The 2,766-nt window shown below is 63.3% G+C and carries 2 protein-coding genes and 1 pseudogene; all 3 read right to left on the reverse strand.

Annotated features, from left to right (window positions below):
* Positions 1-342: pseudogene (locus tag V8U06_RS29005) on the reverse strand (proline/glycine betaine ABC transporter permease); the annotation flags it as partial.
* Positions 343-497: 155 nt separating this feature from the next.
* Positions 498-1,496 (reverse strand): ABC transporter substrate-binding protein, encoded by a 999-nt coding sequence (locus V8U06_RS29010; protein WP_427143621.1) that lies wholly within the window; start codon positions 1,494-1,496, stop codon positions 498-500.
* Between the two features lie 349 nt (positions 1,497-1,845).
* Positions 1,846-2,475, reverse strand: coding sequence for a L,D-transpeptidase (locus V8U06_RS29015; protein WP_226919878.1), 630 nt, complete (start codon positions 2,473-2,475; stop codon positions 1,846-1,848).
* Between the last annotated feature and the right edge of the window lie 291 nt (positions 2,476-2,766).

Below are 2,766 nucleotides of genomic sequence, written 5' to 3' on the forward strand. Positions count from 1 at the left end.
GGAGAGCACGGTACAGACGAAGATCATCGAGACCGTCTTCATCGTATCGTCCCACATGTCGAAATAGCCGATGAGCAGAAGCGTCACGATCGTACCGGCGACGATCTTCCAGTTGCGGCTGGCGAACCACGCGACGAGCGCGATGAGAACAAGCACGATCGGCCAGGGCGTCTTCGTCATGAAGCGCTCGGACCAGATGAGGAAGTGCTGGAGCGGCTCGAAAATCGATTCGATGCCGTCACCATAGGCGCGGGTGAAGCCGCGGAACCCCTCGTCGATCGTCTTCTTGAGGTCGCGAAGCGTGTCCGCGTCCATCGTGGGAAATTTCGTGAACCATTCCATATCGATCCCCTTCCGACCCTGTCCGGTCTTGCGCCGGCTCTTCTGGTCGAACCCTGAAGCATGCCGCGGCGGCATGCGTGGCGATTTGCGTCAAAGGCAAGCGCCAAAACGAAGGCGGAGGGCGGCGCGCCATGGCGCGCCGCCCGATTCAGCGATCAGAGAGCAGCCTTGATCTTCTCGGCGGCTTCCGGCGAGACCCAGTCCTTCCAGAGCGCTTCGTTCTCTTCCAGGAAGTGCTTGGCGCCATCGTCGCCGCTCGCCTGGTTGTCGGTCATCCAGGCCATCAGCTTGTTGACCGTGTCGTTCGACCAGGCGCGCTTGTTGAGGTAGCCCATGACGTCTTCACCGGCGCGTTCGGAGAAGCCCTTGGTCACCAGCGTCTGGACCTTGTCCTTCGGCCAGTCGTTCTTCTTCGGGTCTGCGCAGTCGGCAACGGTGTTGCAGCGCTTCCACTCGGCGGCGTCATAGGGAACGCCGTGCTCGAGCTTGACCATCTCGTACTTGCCGAGAAGCGCGGTCGGGGCCCAGTAATAGCCGACCCAGCCTTCCTTGCGCTCATAGGCCTTGGCGATCGAGCCGTCGAGGCCGGCGGCCGAACCCGTGTCGACCAGCGTGAAGTTGGCCGCTTCGCCGCCGTAAGCCTTGTAGAGCTGGCCGGTCACGACCGTGCCGCCCCAGCCCTGCGGGCCGTTGTGCACGGCGCCCTTGCTCTTGTCTTCCGGGTCCGGGAAGAGTTCCGGGTGCTTCAGCGCGTCGTCGATCGTCTTGATGTCGGGGTTGGCGTCGGCGATGTATTTCGGGATCCACCAGCCCTGGACGGCGGCGTCGGACAGCGCGACGGCCGCGCCGATCAGCTTGCCTTCCTCGATGCCACGGTTGACGACGTCGGGCAGAAGGTCGACCCAGCCTTCCGGCGCGAGGTCCGGCTCGCCCTTCTCGATCATCGAGGTGATGGTCGGAACCGTGTCGCCGACGATGACTTCGGCGTTGCAGCCGTAGCCTTCGGTCAGGATGAACTTGTCGAGCGCGGCGAGAACCTCGGCGCTCTGCCAGTTCATGCTGGCGATCGTCACGTCGCCGCATTCGGCGCGCGCCGCGCCCGTCATGGCCAGGAGGCCGGCGACGAGGCAGGTGGAAGCAAGAAGATGTTTCATATCCGTTCCCTCATTTTCGACGGTGTCATTGTGCTCGTTCGAGCCCCGCTGCACCGTCGCCGCCGGGCCCGTGATCCTGCGCGGACCGTTCTCGGACAGGCCTTGAGGAGGCCCTGATGGTCCGCGATACCGCACCCTCGACTTTTGCAGCTACGGGGGTGCATGCCGGTACGAATGCGTCTGCCATTGACCTCAATGCGTCATGGACAGACAAAAGCGCACGACAGTCCCGACTTTGTCCAAGCCGGGGATCGCGCTGGCAATGGTATGATACAATTCATCTTTTTCAAACCGCAAAACGAAAAGGCCGGCGTGAGCCGGCCTTTCATCATTGCGACATCGGGTCTTTTCAGGCCGTGCGGCGTCCCTGGATGACATGCACGCGCCCGCCGACCTTCACGCGTTCGTAAAGGTCGATGACGTCGTGGTTGAGCATGCGCACGCAGCCGCTCGACATGGCCTCGCCGATGGACCACGGCTGGTTCGTGCCGTGAATGCGGAACATGGTGTCGTTGCCGTTCTGGTAGAGATAGATGGCGCGCGCGCCCAGCGGATTGTGAAGACCGCCCGGCAGGCCGCCGGCATATTTCAGGTTCTTCTTGGGGTCGCGGCGGATCATGTTGGGCGTTGGCGTCCAGCTCGGCCATTCCGCCTTGCGGCCGATATAGGCGCTGCCGGCCAGCGAATAGCCCTGCCGGCCGACGCCGATGCCGTAGCGCATCGCCCGGCCGTTGCCGAGCACGTAGTAGAGCCGGCGCGCCGGCGTGTCGACGACGACGGTGCCTGCCGCATGGACCGTCTCATAGGCGACTTCCTGGCGGCGCAGCTCCGGCTTGATCTTGTCGAGGGGCATGGCCTTCAGCGGATGCGCCTCGTCCAGTCGGTCGCCATAGTTGGCGCGGTCGCTGGTGCCGTTGGTGGCGCAGCCTGCGAGCAATGCAGACGCGCCGAGCAGGAATCCGCGGCGGGAAATCGACATGGTTAAAGCCCCTTGAATATCTCGTTCTCAAGGCCGGAAATTATGCATTTATGGTTAATCGAGGGTTAAAGAGCGCGCGAGGGTTGCAGGCGGCGTTAAGGTCGGTGGCGGGAAAATGGCGACGTGCCAGGTCGCGGTGTGCTTGGGCCGCACTTGTTTCATGGCATCGGCGGACGGCAGCCCGCGCAACGTGCACGCTACTCCCTATTCCCTATTCCCTGCCCCCCAAAACCAAAAGGGCCTGCCCTCCGGCAAGCCCCCTTGTCATCGCATGCTCGGATAGACCGGCCC

The sequence above is a fragment of the Shinella sp. G-2 genome, assembly GCF_050172695.1.
In the GTDB taxonomy this organism is placed as follows: domain Bacteria; phylum Pseudomonadota; class Alphaproteobacteria; order Rhizobiales; family Rhizobiaceae; genus Shinella.

What these genes read in the sequence shown, in the direction of transcription:
- V8U06_RS29010 (WP_427143621.1), bottom strand. Translation starts at nt 1,496, where the DNA reads ATGAAACATCTTCTTGCTTCCACCTGCCTCGTCGCCGGCCTCCTGGCC.
- V8U06_RS29015 (WP_226919878.1), bottom strand. Translation starts at nt 2,475, where the DNA reads ATGTCGATTTCCCGCCGCGGATTCCTGCTCGGCGCGTCTGCATTGCTC.